We start from the raw sequence: 20849 nt of genomic DNA on the forward strand, positions 1-20849 counted from the left end.
CCCGGATTGCGCTCCGCTCCATCCGGGCTACGGTGACTGTCTCACGCCGCCTCGCCTGCCCTGCTCCACGGCGGAAACGGATCGCGCAGCCCGGCCCAGGCCTGCGGGTCCATGCCCGGTCTGCCGGTGACGAGGCAGGCATCGAGCCTGCGGCGGATGTCGTCCTCGTTCATGCCGGAGCCGATGAAGACCAGCTCCTGCCGGCGATCGCCGTAGAGATCGTTCCAGCTCCGCTGCATCATCAGCCGCCAGTCCGGATGATCCGGCCAGCGCTCGCGCGGGATCGCGGCCCACCACGAACCGAGCCCTTCGGTGCGGACGATGGCGCCGGCCTGGCTCAGCTCGCCGCACCAATCCGGGCGCGTCGCGATCCAGAAATGGCCCTTTGCGCGGATCACGCCTTGCCAGCTCTCGCGCAGGAAGCCGTGGAAGCGCAGCGGATCGAACGGGCGCCGCGCCCGGTAGACGAAGCTCGTGATGCCGTATTCCTCGGTCTCCGGCACGTGCCCGGCAAAGCCATAGAGCTCTTTGTGCCAGAGCGGATGCTGCTGCGCGCGCTCGTGGTCGAAGCGGCCGGTGTCGAGCACGCGGTCGAACGGGACCTTTGCGAAATTCGCCTCGACCAGGTCGGCGTCGGGATTGAGCGCACGCACGATGGTGCGGGCGGCCTCGCGCTCTGCCTGCGTCGCGGCATCGATCTTGTTCAGCACCACGACATCGGCGAACTCGATCTGCTCGACCAGCAGATCGACCAGCGTGCGCTTGTCGCCGTCGAGCGCTTCGCCGCGCTGGCTGAGGAAATCGGTCGAGGCGTAGTCTTTCAGGAGATTGGCGGCGTCGACCACCGTGACCATGGTGTCGAGCCGCGCGATGTCGGAGAGGCTTTGGCCATCTTCATCGCGAAACTCGAAAGTCGCGGCGACCGGCAGCGGCTCGGAAATGCCGGTCGATTCGATCAGGAGATAATCGAAACGGCCGCTCTCGGCGAGCGCGCGCACCTCCTTCAGCAGATCGTCGCGCAGGGTGCAGCAGATGCAGCCATTGCTCATCTCGACCAGTTTTTCGTCAGTCCGGGACAGGTTCGCACCGCCATCGCGAACGAGGTCGGCGTCGATGTTCACCTCGCTCATGTCGTTCACAATCACCGCAACCTTCAGACCGCGGCGGTTGTTCAGGACGTGGTTCAGCAAAGTGGTCTTTCCAGCCCCGAGGAAGCCGGACAAGATGGTGACGGGGAGTTTTTGCATCGAGATCAAACAGTTGCTGGAGGGATCGGCGGCGGCGGGACATGGGGCATTCGCTTGATGTTATGTTATAACATAACATCAATGAGGCGCGGCCTGTCAAGCGCCTGGGCGGCGCAGTCAGCCTGCCAGTTTTAGGAATGCGTAGCCCGGATGGAGCGCAGCGAAATCCGGGGCCGCGCTATCCACGGATGCACCTGTCCCGGATTGCGCTTCGCTCCATCCGGGCTACGGGCTCAGGATGACGGGTTCAGAGTTCGCGCTCTACTTCCCCAATCCGCGCAGCACAAGCTGGTTCATGCGGCCAGCGAACGCGGCGGGGTCGTCGGGCATCTCGCCGTCGAGGATCTGCGCCTGTTCGAACAGCAGCAGCGACAGGTCCTTCGCCTGCGCGGTATCGGTCGCGAGCGCTGCGACCAGCGGGTGGCGCAGATTGATCTCGAGCACCGGCTTTGTGATCGCGCCGCGGTTCTGCTGGGCGAGCAGCCGCTCCAGCGCGCGGTCGCGCGCATCGCCGCCGGCGACGAGGCACGACGCGCTCGCGGTCAGCCGCTGCGAGGCGCGGACGTCGGAGACGCGCTCGCCGAGCGCATCCTTGATCACGGCGATCGTGGTCGCCGCGTCGGCTGCGGGCTCGTCCTTCTTGTCGTCCTTGTCGTCGGCAAGCGGGATCAGGCCGAAATCGACATCGCCCTGGCTCAGCGACTTCAGCGGCTTGCCGCCGAAATCGAGCGGCGCCGAGGTCCAGAACGCATCGACCGGATCGGTCAAGAGCAGCACCTCGATGCCGCGGGCGCGCGCCGATTCCAGCTTCGGATTCGACTTCAGCCGCTCGACGCTATCGCCGACCAGATAATAGATCTCGGTCTGGTTCGGCTTGAAGTCGTCGACAACCTGCTTCAGCGAGCGGTTCTCGCCCGACGTCGTGGTGAAGCGCGCCAGCGCCAGCAGCTTGTCGCGGCGCTCGAAATCCTCCCACAGGCCTTCCTTGATCACCGGGCCGAACGCGTCCCAGATATTTGCAAAGGTCTCCGGCTCCTTCTCGCCGAGCGTCTCCAATTCGCCGATCACGCGGCCGGTGACGGCCTTGCGGATCTGCGCGAGCTGCGGATTGTTCTGCAGCATCTCGCGCGAGATGTTGAGCGGCAGATCCTCACTGTCGATCACGCCGCGAATGAAGCGCAAGTAAGCCGGCAGCAGCTCGGCATCGTCGGCGATGAAGACGCGGCGGACATAGAGCTTGACCTTGCCCTTGCGCTCGACCTGGAACAGGTCGAACGGCTTTTGCGACGGCGCGAACAGCAGCACGGCGTAGGACTGCCGGCCCTCGGCGCGGTAATGCAGCGTCATCGCCGGCTCGTCGAACGCACCGGCGATCTGCTTGTAGGCCTGGGCGTAATCCTCCGGCTTGAGCTCGGATTTCGAGCGCTGCCACAGCGCGCTTGCCGAGTTGATCTGGCGCGGCTCGCCCTCTTCCGGCACCAGCAGGATCGGAAACTGGATGTTGTCGGAATATTCGCGGACGATGCGCTCGATCTCGTAGGCCTCGAGATACTTGGCGGCGTCCTTCTTCAGATGCAGCACAATCTCGGTGCCGCGCGCGACACGCTGGGCGGCCTCTTCGCCCGCCGGTGCGATCTCGAAGCCGCTGCCGCCTTCCGACGACCACACCCACACCTCGTCCGAGCCGGCGCGGCGGCTGGTGACGACGATCTTCTCGGCGACCATGAAGGCGGCATAGAAGCCGACGCCGAACTGGCCGATCAGGTTGGCGCCGTCCTTGGCCTCGGTGAGCTTCGACAGGAACGATCTGGTGCCGGAGCGCGCGATGGTGCCGAGATTGTCGATCAGCTCCTGGCGCTCCATGCCGATGCCGGTATCGACCACGGCGAGCGTGTCGGCCGCCTTGTTCGGGACGATCCTGATCTCCGGCGGCGTGCCGTCCGTGATCAGGGACGGATTGGCGATCGCCTCGTAGCGCAGCTTGTCGCAGGCATCCGACGCGTTCGAGATCAACTCGCGCAGGAAGATATCGGTCTCGGAATAGACCGAATGCACCATCAGGTGCAGCAATTCGGCAACCTCGGCCTGGAACGGCTGGGATTCGGCAGCGGCAGTTGTGGTCATGCGGAAACTCGGACAATCGGTAAGGGGCGGGAAAGCCCTGATATAGCGCGATCGCGCCGCGTGGCAAGGTTGCCAAAAGCGGCCGGAACCGTCAGTCCGAGATCGCCGCGAGATAGCGCTGCACCGAGCGGTCGAACACCGCCCTGGCGTCGGAGGCGATGTTCTTGCCCCACCAGGCGCCATAGATCCGATCATAGGCCAGCGGCTCGACCGCGCGCGCGAGGCGGCGGACCGCTGATGCATTGAGCGGGATATAGTTCGGGTAGGAATACATGAAGCTGACCGAGCGGCGGTCCATCGCCACCATCGCGATATCCCCGGTCAGAAGCGCGCCGCGCCCGTCGGCGCCGTTGCGCCAATGCAGCATGGTGGCGCCGGCAAAATGCCCGCCGCCGCGCACCAGCAGGATGTCGTCGGAGATGCGATGGCTGTCCCCCTGCCACGGCACGATCGACGGATAAGGCCGCGTCACCCATTGTGCATCGTCGCCGTGCAGATAGACCGGGGCATTGTCGAACGCCGCGCTCCAGTCGGCGACCGCGCCATAATAATGCGGATGCGAGATCGCGATTGCCTTCAGCCCGCCGAGCGATCTGACATGCGCGATCGCCTCGGCGGTTGCCAGCGGCACGCAGTCCCACATCACGCAGCCGCCGCGGTCCGGCACCAGCAGCGCGCGCTGCCCGATCGCAAAGGACGGCTCGAGCGCAAGTCCAACGAGACCGAGATCGTCGCGCCAGACCAGTCTGTGCCGCTCTGCGAGCTCCTCGCGCGTCAGCCACGCCTGCCCCTTCCAGTTCACGTATTGCCGCTCGTCCTCGCAGATCGGGCAAGCCGGCGGTGGCGTCGCGGTTTCAGGAAATTGCGCGCCGCATTGTTCGCAGGTCCACAGAGGCATTGGCAGCGCCCTCGTTGCGATGAAGCTGGTCTGCTGATCTAGCGCCGCGGCAGCAGGTGTTCAATGCTTGCGACCCAGTTCCATCTGCATCTCCGCCGGCGCTATGCCGAACTTCCGGCGGAACGCGCGATGGAAATAAGAGAGGTCGTTGAAGCCGACCGTATAGGCGATGTCGCTGACCTTGCGGCCGGCGCCCTCTTCGTGCAGCAGCAGCCGGCGCGCCAGCAGCAGGCGCTGCTCGAGGACGAACTCCGAGAACGTCGTCCCTGCGGACGCGAACAGGCGCTGCGCCTGGCGGGTGCTCAGCGCATTCGCCTTTGCTATGGCTTCGATCGTGAGCTTACCGTTGTCGAGATTTTTGAGAACATCGGCCTTCATCAGATCGAGCCGCGCCTTCGCCACGCCGTCGCGTGCCGACAGCTGCTTTGTCTCGGCGCTGCTGCCGAGAACGAGACCCACCAGGTCGGCGAGATGGTGCGCCGCTGCCCGCTGGCCGGGCACGTCCAGATCGCCGGCAAGCTCGGTGCAGAGCACGGAATAGCGCTCGATCATCGCGCCCAGGGCCGGCTCGCGCCCGAGTGCCCGCGCCAGCTGCGTCTCCGCCGAGGGCGCGATCTGGAGCAGCAGGCGCCGCGGAAACCGCGTCGTCGTAAAGCTGCCCGACCGGGTGAGATCGGCGGTGCCGACGATATTCATTTCGGTGAGGCACATCTGGCCGCGCTGAAGCTCGATCGCCTTGCCTGCCTGCGTGACCTGCACCGTGCCGCGCGTCGCAAAGATCAGGACAAGATCGTCGCAGCCGTCATTCAAAAGCGCGCGGGTGCGGGCGAAGCGGGCCGAGCCGCCGCGCGGCGTCGCGATGGCGACCGTATGCAGCAGCGTGAACTCGTTGTGGCAATCGATGCGGTTGTCGTCGGTCGGTCCGACGTCGAGCCGGCAGAAGCCGCGGCAAATCCCTTCGCGCCATGCCTCATAGGCCGGCCCTTTCGCCAGCCCATGATGGAAGATCGAGAACCGGTTGGGCACCTGTGTCTCGGACATGATCCGCGCTCCGACGCTCGATCGATCAGGGCTGACACGATCGATCGCTTGCTGCCCGCCGCGCGCATGTCGTGTGCGCACGTCGTTCCTGTCCCTACGCTTGGCGCGACGGTCCACGACTCCGGCGCGGAGCCTGATACCACTCCGCCGATTGCCGGTAAAGCTATTCACGAGATGCAACCCTATGATGCGAAGTGCGAAAGCCGGGAATAAAACGGCGCAGCAGTTTCGCGACGCGGCATTGCCGTGTCTCGACGATGCCTATGCGTTCGCCCAGGTGCTGATGCGAAGCGAGGCGGACGCCGAACTGGCCGTGCAGGAATGCTATCTGCGCGCACTGCGCCGGTTCGACGGCGTTCGCGGCCCGGCCATCAGGCCGTGGCTGCTCGCGATCCTCAAAGCCGTTTGCCAGGAGAAACTCGGCCAAGAACTAGGCGGCGAGAATGTAGCGCCAGAACGGCGCGACAGCGCAACAATCCGGCAACTGATCGACGATCTGCCCGCCCTGCTCCGCGAAGTCATCGCGCTGCGCGACTTGATCGATCTCTCCTACAAGGAGATCGCCGAAGTCACCGGCATTCCCGTCACTACCGTGATGTCGCGCATCGCGGAAGCGCGCGCCCTGCTGCTCGCGGCGCGGCGCGCGGCGAAAAAGGCCGCGCAGGCGAAGCCGGCAGGCGCCTCAAAACCGGTGGTCTACCGCGCGAACGCCTGTTGAACCGCCGATGGCTCGGTGATGCCGTTCGCGATCAGGAGCTCGAGCAATACCCGCGCCTTCTGCGGGTTGAGATCGAGCGAGACCGCGAAGCCGAGCTTGTCGTCCTCGACCTCGACGTTGCGGTTGACGAAGCCTGAGCCGACCCGGGTCGAGCGCACCACCACGACGCCCTGTTTCGCCGCGGCGGCCAGCGCATCGATCGCGCCCTTCGACGAATTGCCGTCGCCGACGCCGGCCAGCACGATGCCCTTGGCGCCGCGCCTGACCGCATCCTCGACTTCAGCGGCGTCCATGTTGGCGTGCGAATAGATGATGTCGACCCGCGGCAAGGGCGGCGCATCCGGCAATTTCAGCTTGGCACCCCTGGCTGGAGCGGCCGGCTGCAGAAAGCGCAGCGAGCCGGTGTCGACATAGCCGACCGGCCCGGCATCGGGCGAGCGGAAAGTCTCGACGCTGGTGGTGTTGGTTTTCTGCACCCAGCGCGCGGCATGGATGGTGTCGTTGAGCACCACGAGCACACCGCGGCCGCGGGATTCCGGGGCCGAGGCGACCCGCATCGCCTCGTAGAGATTGGCCGGACCGTCGGCGCCGATCGCGGTCGAGGGCCGCATCGATCCGACCAGCACGATCGGCACGTCGGTGTCGAGCACGTTTTGCAGGAAGAACGCGGTCTCCTCCATCGTGTCGGTGCCATGGGTGATGACGACGCCGTCGACCTCCTTGTTGTCGATGGCCGCGCGGATGCGCTTGACGAGGTCGAACCACACCTTGTCGTTCATGTCCTGCGAGCCGATCGACGAGATTTGCTCGGCCGACATCTGGGCGAGCTTGTCGATGCCCGGGATCGCCGCGACCAGGTTCGCTGCACTGACCTTGCCTGAGTCATAGGCGTTGCCGGCGCGTGCGCTGGCCTGCCCCGCGATGGTGCCGCCGGTACCGAGCACGAGCACGCGGGCCAGCGCGGTGCCGGAGGCCTGTTGCGCTGATACCGGCGAGGCAAGCCCGATCGTGAGGGCGGCGGCGAGGCCGAGGAAGAGCCGAACGGAATAATTGGATTGAAACGAACGTGGCATGATCTTCTCCCCAAAGCGACAGGTCGCCAGTCCACAACTCGTGGTTTTGTCCCGTAACAAGTGGACAAAGTTGCGGCGGAAGATGCGATGGTCGGAAGCTGGGTTGAAGCGCTTAGTGAGCTTCAAACGTGTTGCGCAGCTCGATCTCCGTCCCGACGGTTCGCCAGATCGAACGATCGACGAACAGCACCCGATCCTCGGCGTGGGCGAGCAGTCTTGCGATGTCCGGCGCGTGCAGGCGCGCATTGGTGGTGTGCAGCACCGCGCCCATGCAGGGCACGGCGACATAAAGCTCGAGGTGACGGCGCGAGTTCCAGGCCAGCGTGGCAACGCGCATGCCGCGCTCGACGCCGATCTCGGCGAGGAAGTTGGCGAGCTGGCCCGCGCGGCCGAGCAGCTCCGCATAGCTGATGACATGGATGCGGTCGCAATACCGCGTCATCACCGTCTTGTCCGGATAGAGATCCGCGACCCGTTCTCTCACCAGATTGAGGGTGAGCGGGACCTGCTGCATCAAGCCTGCGAGCATCCCGTGTTCTCCGGAACTTCCGCAAAACCTTGACATCTGCCGGGAAGCGGCGCAACATTTTTCGAAGATTATTCGACTTTTGGTGCGCCATGCATTTTGAGCTTCCCGACGACCTCCGCGTTCTGCAAGGCCGGGTGCGTGAATTCGTGCGCAGCGAGCTGCAGCCGCACGATGTCGCCATCGAGGCAACCGGCAAGGTGCCGGACAGCGCCATGGCCGGCCTGCGCAGGATGGGATTGTTCGGCACCAACACGCCGAAGCAATTCGGCGGCCTCGGGCTCTCGATGCTGGGCAGCTGCATCGCGATCGAGGAGCTCGCGAAGGCCCACACCGCCTTCTACTATCTGAGCGGGGTCAACGTTCACATCGGCTCAAAGGCAATCGAGCTCTACGCGCAGCCGGCGGTTCGCGACCGATGGCTGCCGGAACTCGCCAGCGGACGGGTGATCGGCGCGTTCGCGCTGACCGAACCGAATGCCGGATCCGATGCCGCCCGGATCCAGACCCGGGCGCGGCGGGACGGCGATCATTACGTGCTCGACGGCCGCAAGACCTATATCACCAATGCGCCCGCGGCCGGCGTCTTCACGGTGTTCGCCACGCTCGATCCCTCCGCCGGCGCCAGGGGCATCGCGGCCTTTGTCGTCGACGCAAAGACGCCGGGCCTCGCCATCGGCCGCCTGGTCGAGATGGCTGCCGGACGCGGCTCGGAGCACGCCGAAGTGATCTTCGAGGATTGCCGTGTTCCGCGCGAGAATCTGCTGGGACAGGAGGGCGAAGGATTCGCCATCGCGATGCGGTGCCTGGATGCCGGGCGCACCCATTGGGGCGCCTATTGCGTCGGCGCGGCGAGCCAGCTGCTGGACTACGCTCTCGACCATGTCTCGGAGCGCGAGACGTTCGGACGCAAGCTGCGCGACCATCAGGGCATCGAGTGGCAGATCGCCGACATGGCGAGTTCGCTGCATGCCGCGCGGCTTGTCGCCTATGAGGCAGCCTGGCGTTACGACCAGGGCGATGCCGCCGCCCGCACCGCCGCGGCAGCGCTCTCCAAATATACCGGCGCCGACATGGTGCAGCGCGTCGCCGACACGACCATGCAGCTGTTCGGTGGTGCCGGTTATTCCAGGGACCTGCCGATCGAGCGCATCTGGCGGGAAACGCGGGTGGTCCGCATTCTGGACGGCACCTCAGAGATCATGCGCCAGATCATTGCCCGCAACGCGTTCCGCACACATGAGCGGCGGAACACGCCGGTGTGACCCATGGGCTTTACCGCTGTATGCCGTCGCAATGGCGCTTGTGTTCCGATCCCGCTGCCTTACTGTTTTTACGAGACGAGATTCTTGCTTTGACGCGTTTTCCTTGCGCGAACCGGTATCCACTTCGCGCGAAAACGCTCTTGGAGACCACCGTGGCTTCGGGGACGACACTCAAGCTCAAGCAGCAACGCAGCCGCGACCGCCGCGAGCAGATCCTCACGGCGGCCACCAAGCTGTTCGGCCAAAAAGGCATCGACGGAACCTCGCTCACCGAGGTCGCCGCCGCGGCGAAAGTACCGCTCTCCAGCATCTATGATTATTTCGAGGACAAGCGCGCGCTGGTGCTCGATGTGCCCGAGGGCAATTTCGAGGCGCTTTATCAGAAGACCGAGCCGCTGCTGGTCAAGGGTGGCGATCCCGTCGAGCAGCTCCGCATCATCTTCCTCACCAACTTCCAGTACATCAAGGACAACCCGAGCTGGGGCCGGGTGTTCTTCCTCGAGATCTGGCCGAGCGTGCTTGCCGCCGAGCCGCGGATCAAGAAGGCGGTCGACAGATACGCGCTGCGCTATGTGCAGCTGATCAAGCAGGCGAGCCGCGCCGGCAGCTATCGCCGCAATCTCGATCCCTACACCGCGATGTCGCTGATGATGGGCGGAATGTGCCACCTCACCGCGGTCTGGCTGCTTTACGGCCGCAAATACGATCTGGTGAAGAAGGGCAAGGCGCTGTTCACCACGCTACATAACGGGTTTGTGCAGCGTTAGCCGCGCCGGTGCGCGGTCGGCTCTCGTAGAATGGGTAGAGCGAAGCGAAACCCATCATTCGTCAGGTCGACACGGAGCGATGGATTTCGCTTCGCTCTACCCATCCTACGCACCGCGCGGTTCGCGGCGCGAACGATTTGATCCAAATTCATCGCTGTTTGGCCGGCTGTGGCGGCGATCCGTTTCCGGAAAACCAATACACAACCGTCGAAATCCTGTTCTAGTATGACGTCGTGGGCGACCCGCGACCGGACACGCGGGCACTCGGGATGGGAGCGTACCGATGGACGTCAAGGCTGTTCTGCCGCCGCGTGGCCGCGACTATCGCCTCGATCTGCTGCGCGGCTTTGCCAACTGGGCGATCTATCTCGATCACATCCCGAACAACGCGGTGAACTGGATCACGCAGAAGAATTTCGGCTTCAGCGACGCGGCCGATCTGTTCGTGTTCATCTCCGGCTACACCGCATCCTTCGTCTATGCGCGCATGATGCTCGAGCGCGGCACCGTGATCGGCGCCACCCGCCTGATCAAGCGGGCCTGGCAGATCTATGTCGCGCACGTCCTGCTGTTCGTGATCTATATCGCCGAGATCGGCTATCTCTCCCAGCGCTACCATGACCCCAACCTGCAGAACGAGTTCAACGTCGCGGGCTTCATGCACAACCCGGCCGAGACGCTCTATCAGGGCCTGATCCTGGCGTTCAAACCGGTCAACATGGATGTGCTGCCGCTCTATATCGCGCTGATGCTGTGCTATCCGCTGGTGCTGTGGGCGATGCTGCGCAAGCTCAATCTGACGCTGCTGGCCTCGTTCCTGCTCTATCTCGCGGCGCGGCAATTCGGCTGGAACCTGCCGGCCTATCCGTCCGGCTCATGGTATTTCAATCCGTTCTGCTGGCAGTTCCTGTTCGTGTTCGGCGGCTGGTTCGCGCTTGGCGGCGCGAGCGAATCGATCACGTTCATCCGGTCGCGCGCCTTCCTTTGGCTCGGCGGCGCCTATCTGCTGTTCGCGTTGGTCATGACCTTGGCGGGCCGCTTCCCGGAGCTCGGGCAGGCGATGCCGGCCTGGCTCTATGACGCCTTCAATCCGAACGACAAGACCAACCTCGCGCCCTATCGCGTCCTGCACTTCATCGTCCTGGCCTTCTTCGTCACGCGCTTCCTGCCGCGAGAGTGGCCCGGGTATGAATGGCCGATCTTCCAGCCGATCATCAAATGCGGCCAGCAGTCGCTCGAAGTATTCTGCACCGGCGTCTTCCTCGCGGTCATCGCGCATGTGCTGCTGGTCGAGGTCTCCGGCAGCATCTGGATGCAGATCGCGGTCAGCATCGTCGGCATCGTGCTGATGACCGCGCTCGCCTATTACCGCTCCTGGTCGAAGAAGGTCGACAAGGCACCCGCGAAGGTACCTGCGGCTGCGCAGGCGCCGGTGACCGCGAAGCCGGCGGAGTAAGCCACCGCTTGACGCGACGGCGCGCGGCCGAAGCCGCGCGCAACGCGCAAAGTAGCCTGCTATCTCGCCAGCGGCTTGCCGGCCGTCTCCGGCGCCAGGGCGATCAGCGGCAGGCCGACCACATAGATCAGCGACAGCATCGAAATCGCCAGCGGGAAGCTGCCGGTGCGGGCGGCGAGCGCGCCGATCAGGGTCGGGCCGGCGGCGCCGAGCACGCGGCCCATGCTGAAGGCGAAGCCGGAGCCCGAGCCGCGCAGTGCCGATGGAAACATTTCCGGCAGCCAGATCGTGAACAGGCCGAACACGCCGTTGGTGAAGAAGCCGAGCACCGGCAGCAGCACCATGAACAGCGTCAGGCTGTCGAGCCATTCGATCGCGACCTCATAGGAGACCACGACGGAGATCAGCCCGCCGACGAAGAACAGCACCGCGGTGCGGCGCCGGCTGCCGAGCCAGGTCGTTAGCCATGGTACAAGGAGGCAGCCGATCAGCGTGCCGACATTGGTGATCAGGCCGGCCACCGCGCCCATCTCTTGCGCATGCGCCGGCGTCGCGCCCGCGGCGACCAGCTTGGTCGAGATCACGGTGGGGGCCCAGAAGTTCGACGACCACAGGCCGAAGATGATGCAGGCCATCATCAGCGCCGCGGCCCAGGTGGTGCGCGCCTGATCGCCGGCAAACAAGGCGGCGACCGACGGCTGCTCGCGCGCAGCGCTGCGCTCGGGTTCGGGAATGTTGCTGCGCAGATACGCGATCAGGAGAGCGGGCAGAATGCCGAGCAGGAACATGCCGCGCCAGCCGAGCGTGCTGCCGATCGCAAGCGTGACGGCGGCGGCGAGGAACAGCCCGGTCGGCGTCGCCGTGTGCAGCCATCCGGCGAGCCGCACCCGCGTATTCTCCGGCACGGATTCCTGCAGCAGCGGTGTGCCCGCGGCCCATTCGCCGCCGATGCCGAAGCCGGCAACAAAGCGAAACAATGCGAACATCACGATACCGGTCGCAAGCCCGCACAGCGCCGTGAACAGCGAGTAGACCAGCACCGTCCAGCACATGATCCGGACCCGCCCGTAACGGTCCGCAGCCCAGCCCCAGACCATCGAGCAGGCCCAGCCCAGCATGAAGATCGAGAACAACAGCCCGCCATAGATGCCGATATTGGCCTTGCTCGGCTCGATGCCGCTGGCCGGCAGCAATTCGCTCAACGCGCCGACCAGGATGTAGGCGTACATCGACGAATCGAAGCCATCGAGCATCCAGCCGAACCAGGTCGCCCAAAACACTTTTCGCGGCGACACTGCGCCAGGCGCCGCGACCGACGGCGCAAGTGTATCGACGGTGCTCTCAGTCATGTTTCCTCGCACGTTTCTTTTGTGCGGCGGACTATGCCGAGGTTTGCGCGACGGGACATCTCCGGCAAACGGGACGGAGGTATCCGGCATGAGAATAGCGACGCCGATCACTTCGGCGTCACCGCGAACGCTCGCTCCTTCTGCGAAGGACGCGCGGAACGCCGGAACATGTAGAAAGCGATGACGACAAGCGGCACGGCAAGTGCGATCCAGGACGCCTGGTCCCAGATCCCGTCGCCGAGCAGCGCCAGGACCAGCCCGAATGCGATAACGGCGAAGTTCAGCACCGGCACCAGGAAGATGATCGACCATCTCGCTGCCGACATCAGGATCACTCCGCCGCGTGCGCGCGTGAGCGGGGATAAGATCCGTGAAACCTTCGATTTTTGGCGGATGCCTTCGACAACGCGAGCCTTGCAAGCAGGGATCACTCCCGTTTGGATCGGGAAGAATGTAGGAAATGAATGCGTCGTAGTTGAACTCAGACATTGAGTTCGTCGGGCTGAGAGTTCGACGGGCTGACTGAATAAGAGCGGGTCCGAACCGGGCCGGATCGCGCAGCTGAACTGGAACTGGTTCGAAAAAATCTACATCAGAGACGCAAGCTAAACACGTTGTAGTGGCTTGATCAAACTTCATCTCGCTTGGCGAGCATCCGCATTGTCCGCCTCCCGGCCGTGCCTGGGGATGATGGTGCGGTTCGCTCGACGCGGCGCGATCAGCTTGTTAAGCCGCCTCTCCGCAAGGCAATTTGAGTCGGGACATGACCGTAGCGATCGAGATGGGACAAACGACGGCCGGCACTTCGGCGGCCATCGACCTCGAGGAGCTATTGGCGACACGCCTGCTGGTGCAGGGCAACTCGGGTTCCGGCAAATCCCATCTGCTGCGCCGGCTGCTGGAACAGAGCGCACCCTGGGTGCAGCAGACCATCATCGATCCCGAAGGTGATTTCGTCACCCTGGCGGAACGATTCGGCCACCTCGTCATCGACGCCGAGGACCACACCGAGCGCAGCCTGCAGGTCGCCGGCGAGCGCGTGCGCATCCATCGCGTCTCCACGGTGCTCAATCTCGAAGGACTCGACGCCGAGAACCAGATGCGGCGCGCCGCGGCCTTCCTCGGCGGGCTGTTCGACGTCGCCCGCGACCACTGGTATCCGATGCTGGTGGTGGTGGACGAGGCGCAGCTGTTCGCGCCGGCGGTCGCGGGCGAGGTGTCCGACGAGGCGCGCAAGCTTTCGCTCGGCGCGATGACCAATTTGATGTGCCGCGGCCGCAAGCGCGGGCTTGCCGGGATCATCGCAACCCAGCGGCTGGCGAAGCTCGCCAAGAATGTCGCGGCCGAGGCGTCGAACTTCCTGATGGGCCGCACCTTCCTCGATATCGACATGGCGCGCGCCGCCGACCTGCTCGGCATGGAACGGCGGCAGGCGGAAGCCTTCCGCGACCTCGAGCGCGGACAATTCATGGCGCTGGGACCTGCACTGTCCCGGCGTCCGCTGGGCTTGCGCATCGGTCCGACCGACACCCAGCCGCGCAACGCGGCGCCGCGGTTGATGCCGCTGCCTGAAGCGGCACTGGAGGACGCACGCGCGATCATCCTCGCCGCTCCGCCGCCGGAAGCGGTGCGGCCGCAGCGCCGGACGCCGTCGCCGGACCTGCTCAGCCAGTTGATGGCCGCCAAGCAGCCGGCAGCGGAGCGAGATCCCGAAGCTGCGGAGCCGCCGCCGAGCGCCGAGCAAATGGCCGAGCGGCGGGAACGGCTGGACCGTATCCTGCGCGCCATCCTCGCCGAGCCCGACGCCGGCTTCCGCGCCATCGGCGTGCTCTATCAGGAGTTCGTGGTCCGCTGCCGGATCGAGGGCCTCGGTGCCGTGGTGCCGGAGCTGACGGACTTCCGCCGGATGCTGACGCGCGCCCGCGCCGGGCTCGGCGCCGATGTCGCGGACGACGACGCCTGGCAGGACGTCTCGCTGCGCGCCGCGTTGCTGCCCGAGGACATGCAGGGCGTCTTCATGATGATCGCCCGCGCCGCGAAAGAGGGCTGGCCGTGCCCGAGCGATGCTGCGATCGCCCGCGCCTACGGCACGCATTCGCTGCGCCGCGCCCGGCATCTTCTGACCTACATCGAGGAACAAGGCCTGATCGTCTGCCAGCTCGACGGTGCCGGCCGGCGGATCGTGACCCTCGTCGAGCTCGCCTGGGCCACGGCCGCGGCCGACCCGAATGTGGACGACCAGGCGGCGGAAGCAGCCTGTAACGGCTCGTCGCTGTGATCAGGTACTGAGCAGGCGTTAGGTGTTGAGCGGCATCGCGAAAGCGCTGCAAGACAAGAAAAAGGCCCGCCAGGAGGCGGGCCCTTTCATCTTTGCCGGTTGAGCGATCTTGGTTGCCGAGGGCCCCGCAACAGGCCCTCCACAGCCGCCCTATCTCAAGCCCTTACGCATGCTGCGGCTGCGCAAGCTGACTGACCTGCATCGCCGGCGGATCGACGACCGAGGTACCACCATGGCCGTCGCTCGAGGCCGTGAACGTGGAAGCCATGTAGTTGCCCAGCAGCGCAATGCTGGCGGTGACAGTGCCGTCCGTCACCGTGAGCGTTCCGTGCGTGCTGTCACCGCTGAAGGTCGGCGTCTGAACGGTCGCGAAATTGATATTCGCGAAATCGATCGTGTCCGAACCGGACATCCCGGCGACAGTTCCGGTGAAGCTCGCGGAATTGTCGAGCTTCAGCGTCCCCGTGCTGCCGAGGAACGTTACGGCCGCGTTCGAAGCACCCGTCAATTCCAGCGTCGCGCCTGCTGCGATGGTGGCGCTGCTGGGGCTCTCTCCCGTTACGTTGAAAGGCTGCCAGGCACCCCACGCACTGCCATCATAGGCCCGGATCGAGAGCTGGTCGGTGCCAGAGCCGGCCTGATAGGTCGTCAGGGCAAGTTGTGCCGGAGTGACGTCGATCTCCGTATTCGCAGACTGGTTCACTCCGTTGACGTTCCAACGCCCGTTCGTGTTGGAATCCCACAACGCATATTTCGTTATGGTATCGCCACCGACACCATCACGAATTATCAGGTGTGGGATTCCACGGCGGATGCGAGCAGCGGGCAATGGGTGGTCGGGGGAGTCGCCCAAGGCTCCAATGCCGCCATCAATGTCACGGCAGCTCAGCTTTCGAGCACAAGCTTTCAAAGCGGCTCGGGTTCGGACGATCTCTGGGTGAGGGCTTACGACGGCTTTGCCTGGGGCGCGTGGAAGGAGTTTCACGTCACCGCGCCGGTTGACAGCGCTCCGTTCGTGACCGCGTCCGACTTCCATGCGACGGCCAATCAGAGCGTGGCCGCCTTGAGCCTGTTTTCAGTCACGGATGCCGACGGCGACAGTATCGCACAATATCAACTCTGGGATTCGACGCCATCGGCAAGCAGCGGCCACTGGAGCATTGGCGGGAATGCGCAGCCCACCGGCACCGCCATCAACGTCAGCGCGGCCCAAATTGCGAGCACGACATTCCAGGGCGGTACCGTGCCTGACGACCTCTGGGTTCGCGCCAGCGATGGCATCAGCTGGAGTGCGTGGCACGAATTCCATTTCATCGTCTAGGGAGCGGCCCGCGTTGCGGAAACGCCGTGATCTGCGCCCAATCGGTCGACGACACGAGGCCCGATTGTCCTCCCAAAGCAAAAATGGCCCGCGAAACGCGGGCCATTTTATCGGAACCGGTTGGTCCGGACTTTGGTTGCGGGGACGTGCTGCCACTGCCGGCATAAGACGATTAGTCCGTTGATTTTCTTGGGTATTCGAGAATTCAAGGATACCCATCAATTCGCCGCGTAGCTCGGCGAGGACCTCGCCACGCTTCTTGCCAGGATTGAGCACGATTTCGCCGATGAGCGAGCGCAGCGCCTCGACTGCCTCGCGCCCGCCATCCGGTTCGGCGAGCGCCTCGGTGAACCGGGCCACGTTCCTGCGATAGACGTTGGCAATGTTGGGATGCACATCGGTAATGTTGGCGGGAGCCTGTGACTGGCGCGCTGTGATCTCCGCCTTCTGCCGTTCAAGCTCGTCCATCCGCGCCCTCATCGACGGCTGGTAGAGGCCGTCCTCGATCGCCGCCATTATGCCGGCAACCGCCCGCTCGATCTTCTGGAGCGCACGGTGATCTGTTTCCGCCTGTGCCCGCCGGTCGTGGTTCAAGCGGTTCATCTCCGCGGCATAGGCGCGCACGGCTTCTGCGACCGCCTGAGAAGAGACGAGGCAATCCTTCAAACCCGCCAGCACCCGCGCCTCGATCTTGTCGCGCGTGATGGTGCGGTTATTCGCACAAGTCGCGCGACGATGGTGGTTGAGGCAGCCGTAGCGGTTCGGCGTCAGGATGCCGATCTTGCCGCCGCAGCAGCCGCAGGTGAGAAGGCCGGAAAGGAGGGAAACGGGCCGATTGGCGAGGTGCAGCCGCTTGGCCCTGCCCTCCCGCGTATTGGCCGGGCTGGGACCGAAGAGGGCCGAGATTTGCTGTTGCCGCGCCCGCGCGGCCTGCCACAGTTCATCGTCGACGATCTTGAGATGCGGCACTTCCTTCCTGATCCACTGGCTTTCCGGGTTCGGCCGTGACACGCGCTTGCCGGTCGCCGGGTCCTTGACGAAACGCTGCCTATTCCAGACCAGGACCCCAGCATAGAGTTCGTTGTTGAGGATGCCGGTGCCGCGCGAGACGTGGCCTCGGATACTGGTGTCGCCCCAGGCCCGGCCGAGCGGACCGCGAATGCCGTCCTTGTTTAGTTCGACCGCGATGGCCTTCGGGCTCTTGCCGGCGGCAAAGGCGCGGAAAATGCGCCGAACGATCCTGGCCTCCTCCACGATGATTTCGCGATCGCCCCGGATCGGCTCACCGTTGGCGTCGAGCTTCTTCACGACGTTATAGCCGTAGCAGAGGCCGCCGCCGGCTTTGCCCTTCTCCACCCGGCCGCGCAAACCGCGATGGGTCTTCAGGGCAAGATCCTTGAGGAACAGGGCATTCATGGTGCCCTTGAGGCCAACGTGAAGCTCCGTGATCTCGCCTTCGGCGAGGGTGACGATGGAGACGCCCGCGAAGCGCAGATGCTTGAACAGAGTGGCGACATCCGCCTGGTCTCGAGAAATCCGGTCCAGCGCCTCGCCCAACACGACATCGAACAGACCGCGCTGCGCATCCTGCAACAACAACTGGATGCCGGGCCGCAGGATCATGCTCGCGCCCGAAATGGCGGCGTCGTGATAGGTGCTCGTGACCTTCCATCGCTCGCGCTTTGCGTGCTCTCGGCAGAGTCGGAACTGATCCTCGATCGAGCTTTCGCTCTGATTGTCGGACGAGTAGCGGGCGTAAAGCGCAACGCGGGGCATGGCGGTCTCCGTTCTGTCTAATCCTTGCCGGCCTCGTCCTCCGCATCGTTCGTGGCTTGAGGCCTGTTATCATTGGCGGCGCTGAGCGCCGCGAACTGTTTCCGTGCAATCCGGCATCCGATCAGCCGGGCAATGGTCAGGGTCACCTGCTCCAACTGTTGCCGCGTCTTGTGATCCGCCTCATTCCGTCCGCCATCCGGACCTTGATTGTCGTTAGCCGGTCTGATGTCGTCCGGCTTCGGTTCTGTGTCCTCTGCCATACCGTCGCTCGCTCGATTTGCGGAGTCAAACGGGCATCAAGCAGCCTCAGGATCAGGAAGAGAAGACCAAAAATCCTGGCATCGTACGGGAGCGCGCAAATACTTGCGAACAGCGGTTTTGTCGTAGATGTCGAACGCATCACACGGCCTGCAAAGCCTTCCGCACTGCCTTCGGGCGCGCTCGATCGCGAGAAGATAAGCGCGTGTCGGCCCTTCCGGCTGTCGCGAGCCTTGTTCCCAATGGCACAGCGTATTGACGCTGAATCCGAAGCGACCTGCGAACTCTTCCTGCGTCATGTCTAGGCCCACCCCGGATCGCCTTCACGTCGATCTTGTTCTTCGGCCCTTTGTGGAGCCGAGATGTGGAACGATGGTCGTAGGTCGGAGATATCCGTTCCCACCGCTTTCGTCTGGCGGTGCCTTAGTGGTTCGACCAGGACTTCGTTTCCACATCCCGCTCGTAAGAAGGCGCGCAATCGTTATCGAGGATCAACACCGCGATGCGGAATAGCGAGACCAACGGCCGCACAAATCGCGCGTTCAGTCGAGAGCAGCAGCAGCCGGTAGCCATCCTCATCGTAAAGGGGGTACTGGCCAACTTCGTAACACTCGCGCACATACTTTAACGCCGCGGCCGCTCCTTTGAGGCCTCCCGGCACGATGCCGGCGAGCTGACGCGAGGCCTTCATCTCAGCCCGACCGAGTGCGCCTTCAGCCTCGCAGAGGCCACTTAACTTGGCCTCCAGCTCGGCCCGCCTGCCGCAGGGCGCACGGCGCAGCTCGCGCTCGGCAGCATCCTGCTCGGCGAGCAGGCGCCCCAGTTCCTCAAAGACTCGGCGGTGGCCCTCGATGGCATCAAGGACCGGGTCGGGCGCGGTCGAAACGCCAACACTTTCAGCCCATGAGGGAGTGATGACCCCGGCCAGGATGGCGGCGCTGCCGGTGACGAACTGCCGGCGCCGAATGGCCGGGCCGGCAGGAAAGATTGAACGACTCGTGGTATAGGCAGAATCAGCCTGAGACATGGCTTGCTCCATGTTGAGGGTTAGGCTCGCGCAGGTGTTGCTGCATCTGTGCGGGCCGCTTGCCTGGCCTGTCGCGGCCAGTGCCGCGAATCGAATCACGGCCGATTCGTTACGTCAACGGATATCCGGTTTTCACCCACGGCCAGGCCGTGTACCCATAAACCCGGCGGCGTGATGCGACTAAAGCAATGTCTGCTTTGCCCCTATAGCGACCGACTTCGTGCGGCAGCGCAATATGTCGCGATGGGCAATAACGGAAATCGCATATCAGCTCGCTCTCGTCAGAGGTGGGGCCTTCCATCGGCCATCCAACGCTTCCGGCTTTGGCCAATAGAGACGCATCGCCATGAAGAACGGACCCTTTGGCGCGGGCAGCCAGTTTGATTCCTTGTCTTTGCCCGGCGGTTCCTGTTGGACGTAGATCGTGAGGCCGCCGTCGCTATCGCGCTTCAGGTCGGGCAACATCGGCGAGTTGATCAGATAGCGGTTGAGCGGATTCGCGACCAGGAGGCTCGCCGGCATCTCGTACATCGTGACCGACCAGAAGGAGTTGACCGGCGGCAATCGATCCTTCGCAAAACGAAGGGTGTAGTGCTTCGCGCCGTTCGGCGTGTTGCCCTCCGCATCGACAAAATAGAGCGGATAAATCGCTTCTTCTTTGGAGTTGCCGTAGATGCCGACCACAGTTCCGCCCATGCGACGGAGGTAGTTGTTTCCCAGGGCTTCGCGCGATCCGGTCAGGTCGCCACTGGTCAGTTTGCCGGTATCGATCTCGTTCATTTTGAAGCTGTTGAACGTCTGCCAGGCGTCCACTATCCCGTCTTCGAATGCTTTCCTCTGCTCGGGTGACATCGCGTTCGGTTCGAACGGTTTGCCGGCCTCGATGCCAATCTTTGCAAACCGGGCCATCAACTCTTGTTCGGTCGGATGGATCGCACAGAATTGCAGAACGAAGTTGAGAACTCTAAAAAACTCCAATGAAGTTCGCTGCTGATCTGGCGTCAATGGTTTCACGAAGTCCACATTCGGCGCAGACGCAGCCGGTCGGCCGAGGAAGCTGGAGAGCGGCTGCACCCGGTAGCCAGCTTGGATCTTCTTCACGTTCTCGATGTCGGCCGGATTGAAAAGCTGCGTCCAGTAGAGAATGAACGCAAACTCGGTTTCGGAGCGCAGAACGTCCTTCACGCCCGCCGGCTTCTCTCCCTTCCAACTCGGCCCCGCCAGCAAGTACGATCCTGCATCGTTACCGGTCGCGCGGCTGCCGACATAGGCGAAGTTGAAGGTGTACATGTCGATGAATTGAAGCGAATAGTAGCGGCCCTTTTCGACAGCCGGCACCGTGAACACCAGCGGCTCGGCTCTGAGGTCAGCGCCAACATAGGAATACGGCGTGTCCGAATTGGGGGTCTGAATGGCCTTGTCTTCCGGCGTGTAGACTCGGGCATTGTTGAACAGTTGATTCCACGGCGCCTTGTATTCATGCCCGCTGCGATCCACGAAGTAGGAATGCTGGATGCGGTAGTTGTCGACGAGCGGAAAGCCGAAGATATAGGCGTCTTTTGCGATGGCTTGCGTTTCGGCCGGGCTTGGCGACTGTGCGTGTGCCGGCGCAGTCCCGACGATGCCGGCGCCCATTGCTGCGAGCGTCGTGGCGCCAAGCAGGGCGTCGCGTCGGGTAATCCCCGTATGATCGATCATGACGTCCTCATGGTTCGCGGGAGCGCT

At 64.1% G+C, this 20849-nt stretch carries 18 protein-coding genes; 5 read left to right on the forward strand and 13 right to left on the reverse strand.

Annotation, left to right across the window (positions count from 1 at the left end; all coding sequences use genetic code 11):
• Positions 1 to 41: 41 nt before the first annotated feature.
• The 4 genes from zigA to ACVIHF_RS29970 all read right to left on the reverse strand — a co-directional run bounded on the left by zigA (position 42) and on the right by ACVIHF_RS29970 (position 5310).
• Positions 42 to 1247: a zinc metallochaperone GTPase ZigA gene (zigA, locus tag ACVIHF_RS29955; protein ID WP_456792978.1), complete on the reverse strand. Its 1206-nt coding sequence runs from the start codon at positions 1245 to 1247 to the stop codon at positions 42 to 44.
• A 261-nt stretch (positions 1248 to 1508) separates the two neighbouring features.
• Positions 1509 to 3371 (reverse strand): molecular chaperone HtpG, encoded by a 1863-nt coding sequence (gene htpG / locus ACVIHF_RS29960; RefSeq protein ID WP_456778890.1) that lies wholly within the window; start codon positions 3369 to 3371, stop codon positions 1509 to 1511.
• Positions 3372 to 3462: 91 nt separating this feature from the next.
• Entirely contained in the window at positions 3463 to 4269 is an 807-nt protein-coding gene (locus tag ACVIHF_RS29965) for an MBL fold metallo-hydrolase (protein WP_456792979.1), read from the reverse strand.
• A gap of 60 nt (positions 4270 to 4329) precedes the next feature.
• Positions 4330 to 5310, reverse strand: a complete 981-nt coding sequence (locus tag ACVIHF_RS29970; protein ID WP_456792980.1) for an AraC family transcriptional regulator — start codon at positions 5308 to 5310, stop codon at positions 4330 to 4332.
• 184 nt (positions 5311 to 5494) lie between these two features.
• On the opposite strand from ACVIHF_RS29970, the gene ACVIHF_RS29975 reads away from it, so the two are divergent.
• A complete protein-coding gene (locus ACVIHF_RS29975; protein ID WP_456778887.1) occupies positions 5495 to 6028 on the forward strand; it encodes a sigma factor-like helix-turn-helix DNA-binding protein in 534 nt (177 codons plus the stop codon).
• Here the strand turns inward: ACVIHF_RS29975 and ACVIHF_RS29980 are convergent.
• Both ACVIHF_RS29980 and ACVIHF_RS29985 read right to left on the reverse strand, forming a co-directional pair.
• On the reverse strand, positions 6007 to 7101 hold the full coding sequence (locus tag ACVIHF_RS29980) for an asparaginase (RefSeq protein ID WP_456778886.1): 1095 nt from the start codon (positions 7099 to 7101) through the stop codon (positions 6007 to 6009). The genes ACVIHF_RS29975 and ACVIHF_RS29980 overlap by 22 nt on opposite strands.
• A 112-nt stretch (positions 7102 to 7213) precedes the next feature.
• A complete protein-coding gene (locus tag ACVIHF_RS29985; protein ID WP_456778885.1) occupies positions 7214 to 7630 on the reverse strand; it encodes an AMP-binding protein in 417 nt (138 codons plus the stop codon).
• An 89-nt stretch (positions 7631 to 7719) separates the two neighbouring features.
• Here ACVIHF_RS29985 and ACVIHF_RS29990 point away from each other — a divergent pair, with 89 nt between their 5' ends.
• The 3 genes from ACVIHF_RS29990 to ACVIHF_RS30000 all read left to right on the forward strand — a co-directional run bounded on the left by ACVIHF_RS29990 (position 7720) and on the right by ACVIHF_RS30000 (position 11115).
• Positions 7720 to 8892: an acyl-CoA dehydrogenase family protein gene (locus ACVIHF_RS29990; RefSeq protein ID WP_456778884.1), complete on the forward strand. Its 1173-nt coding sequence runs from the start codon at positions 7720 to 7722 to the stop codon at positions 8890 to 8892.
• A 152-nt stretch (positions 8893 to 9044) separates the two neighbouring features.
• The gene (locus tag ACVIHF_RS29995; protein ID WP_456778883.1) at positions 9045 to 9659 is read left to right on the forward strand and encodes a TetR/AcrR family transcriptional regulator; all 615 of its coding nucleotides are present in this window, start codon (positions 9045 to 9047) and stop codon (positions 9657 to 9659) included.
• Between the two features lie 283 nt (positions 9660 to 9942).
• On the forward strand, positions 9943 to 11115 hold the full coding sequence (locus tag ACVIHF_RS30000; protein ID WP_456792981.1) for an OpgC domain-containing protein: 1173 nt from the start codon (positions 9943 to 9945) through the stop codon (positions 11113 to 11115).
• Positions 11116 to 11174: 59 nt separating this feature from the next.
• On the opposite strand, the gene ACVIHF_RS30005 is transcribed toward ACVIHF_RS30000, so the two are convergent.
• Positions 11175 to 12464: an MFS transporter gene (locus ACVIHF_RS30005; protein WP_456778881.1), complete on the reverse strand. Its 1290-nt coding sequence runs from the start codon at positions 12462 to 12464 to the stop codon at positions 11175 to 11177.
• A 107-nt stretch (positions 12465 to 12571) separates the two neighbouring features.
• Entirely contained in the window at positions 12572 to 12790 is a 219-nt protein-coding gene (locus ACVIHF_RS30010) for a hypothetical protein (protein ID WP_456778880.1), read from the reverse strand.
• 437 nt (positions 12791 to 13227) lie between these two features.
• Here ACVIHF_RS30010 and ACVIHF_RS30015 point away from each other — a divergent pair, with 437 nt between their 5' ends.
• Positions 13228 to 14742 (forward strand): helicase HerA domain-containing protein, encoded by a 1515-nt coding sequence (locus ACVIHF_RS30015; RefSeq protein ID WP_456778879.1) that lies wholly within the window; start codon positions 13228 to 13230, stop codon positions 14740 to 14742.
• Positions 14743 to 14905: 163 nt separating this feature from the next.
• Here the strand turns inward: ACVIHF_RS30015 and ACVIHF_RS30020 are convergent, their stop codons facing one another.
• The 5 genes from ACVIHF_RS30020 to ACVIHF_RS30040 form a co-directional block, all read right to left on the reverse strand.
• Positions 14906 to 15487 (reverse strand): hypothetical protein, encoded by a 582-nt coding sequence (locus ACVIHF_RS30020; protein WP_456778878.1) that lies wholly within the window; start codon positions 15485 to 15487, stop codon positions 14906 to 14908.
• A 330-nt stretch (positions 15488 to 15817) separates the two neighbouring features.
• The gene (locus tag ACVIHF_RS30025) at positions 15818 to 17839 is read right to left on the reverse strand and encodes a recombinase family protein (RefSeq protein ID WP_456792982.1); all 2022 of its coding nucleotides are present in this window, start codon (positions 17837 to 17839) and stop codon (positions 15818 to 15820) included.
• A 17-nt stretch (positions 17840 to 17856) separates the two neighbouring features.
• On the reverse strand, positions 17857 to 18099 hold the full coding sequence (locus tag ACVIHF_RS30030; protein ID WP_456778965.1) for a hypothetical protein: 243 nt from the start codon (positions 18097 to 18099) through the stop codon (positions 17857 to 17859).
• 479 nt (positions 18100 to 18578) lie between these two features.
• Entirely contained in the window at positions 18579 to 19124 is a 546-nt protein-coding gene (locus ACVIHF_RS30035) for a hypothetical protein (protein ID WP_456778963.1), read from the reverse strand.
• A 267-nt stretch (positions 19125 to 19391) separates the two neighbouring features.
• Positions 19392 to 20822 (reverse strand): DUF1254 domain-containing protein, encoded by a 1431-nt coding sequence (locus tag ACVIHF_RS30040; RefSeq protein WP_456792983.1) that lies wholly within the window; start codon positions 20820 to 20822, stop codon positions 19392 to 19394.
• Positions 20823 to 20849: the final 27 nt, after the last annotated feature.

Source organism: Bradyrhizobium sp. USDA 4506 (genome assembly GCF_054058795.1).

What these genes read in the sequence shown, in the direction of transcription:
- zigA (WP_456792978.1), bottom strand. Translation starts at nt 1,247, where the DNA reads ATGCAAAAACTCCCCGTCACCATCTTGTCCGGCTTCCTCGGGGCTGGA.
- htpG (WP_456778890.1), bottom strand. Translation starts at nt 3,371, where the DNA reads ATGACCACAACTGCCGCTGCCGAATCCCAGCCGTTCCAGGCCGAGGTT.
- ACVIHF_RS29965 (WP_456792979.1), bottom strand. Translation starts at nt 4,269, where the DNA reads ATGCCTCTGTGGACCTGCGAACAATGCGGCGCGCAATTTCCTGAAACC.
- ACVIHF_RS29970 (WP_456792980.1), bottom strand. Translation starts at nt 5,310, where the DNA reads ATGTCCGAGACACAGGTGCCCAACCGGTTCTCGATCTTCCATCATGGG.
- ACVIHF_RS29975 (WP_456778887.1), top strand. Translation starts at nt 5,495, where the DNA reads ATGATGCGAAGTGCGAAAGCCGGGAATAAAACGGCGCAGCAGTTTCGC.
- ACVIHF_RS29980 (WP_456778886.1), bottom strand. Translation starts at nt 7,101, where the DNA reads ATGCCACGTTCGTTTCAATCCAATTATTCCGTTCGGCTCTTCCTCGGC.
- ACVIHF_RS29985 (WP_456778885.1), bottom strand. Translation starts at nt 7,630, where the DNA reads ATGCTCGCAGGCTTGATGCAGCAGGTCCCGCTCACCCTCAATCTGGTG.
- ACVIHF_RS29990 (WP_456778884.1), top strand. Translation starts at nt 7,720, where the DNA reads ATGCATTTTGAGCTTCCCGACGACCTCCGCGTTCTGCAAGGCCGGGTG.
- ACVIHF_RS30000 (WP_456792981.1), top strand. Translation starts at nt 9,943, where the DNA reads ATGGACGTCAAGGCTGTTCTGCCGCCGCGTGGCCGCGACTATCGCCTC.
- ACVIHF_RS30005 (WP_456778881.1), bottom strand. Translation starts at nt 12,464, where the DNA reads ATGACTGAGAGCACCGTCGATACACTTGCGCCGTCGGTCGCGGCGCCT.
- ACVIHF_RS30010 (WP_456778880.1), bottom strand. Translation starts at nt 12,790, where the DNA reads ATGTCGGCAGCGAGATGGTCGATCATCTTCCTGGTGCCGGTGCTGAAC.
- ACVIHF_RS30015 (WP_456778879.1), top strand. Translation starts at nt 13,228, where the DNA reads ATGACCGTAGCGATCGAGATGGGACAAACGACGGCCGGCACTTCGGCG.
- ACVIHF_RS30025 (WP_456792982.1), bottom strand. Translation starts at nt 17,839, where the DNA reads ATGCCCCGCGTTGCGCTTTACGCCCGCTACTCGTCCGACAATCAGAGC.
- ACVIHF_RS30030 (WP_456778965.1), bottom strand. Translation starts at nt 18,099, where the DNA reads ATGGCAGAGGACACAGAACCGAAGCCGGACGACATCAGACCGGCTAAC.
- ACVIHF_RS30035 (WP_456778963.1), bottom strand. Translation starts at nt 19,124, where the DNA reads ATGTCTCAGGCTGATTCTGCCTATACCACGAGTCGTTCAATCTTTCCT.
- ACVIHF_RS30040 (WP_456792983.1), bottom strand. Translation starts at nt 20,822, where the DNA reads ATGATCGATCATACGGGGATTACCCGACGCGACGCCCTGCTTGGCGCC.